1 protein-coding gene is annotated in these 494 nt (G+C 38.7%); it reads left to right on the plus strand.

The features are described 5' to 3' along the window. Positions 1-494, plus strand: a 494-nt coding sequence (locus FCS21_RS17630; protein WP_222927980.1) for a hypothetical protein, incomplete at both ends; no start/stop codon positions are given.

Raw genomic sequence — 494 nt, forward strand, 5'->3', positions numbered from 1 at the left:
TATATGCTAGAAAATTGATAGCAAGTACAGATTTTTATGAATCTTTTGAGCAGCGTATCATTGAAAAAATCCAATTTGCAGAAGAATTATCCGGACAAATGGAGAGGCAAAAAGTCAAGGCACTCCATAAAAAATCGGAGGAACTTCCTTCATTGGAACCAGCACGTCAGCTGTCGTCTATCGAGGAGATCGAACAGCTTCCTTACCATGAGTTTATCCAAACAGCGAGTAAATTGATTGTATTACCAGAGGTCCATATTTTAGCGAGGGCAAAATTGCTGGAGACACTCAGGCAATTGAATGAATGCAACCCTGTTTTCTATTTGACGATTGAAGAAAAACTAGTCAAAGTCATACCCAAAGATTTGCCTAAGCCACAGCAACAGTCAAGTTATCGACAATTGTGTGTGTTTTCAGATCATTATGGGAATGAAGATGCGCTACTTAGTTCGGTGTTGAAAGAAGAATTTACGTTGCAATCTGCAATCGTTTAT

Origin of the sequence: Colwellia ponticola (genome assembly GCF_005885605.1) — a bacterium.
GTDB lineage: Bacteria > Pseudomonadota > Gammaproteobacteria > Enterobacterales > Alteromonadaceae > Colwellia > Colwellia ponticola.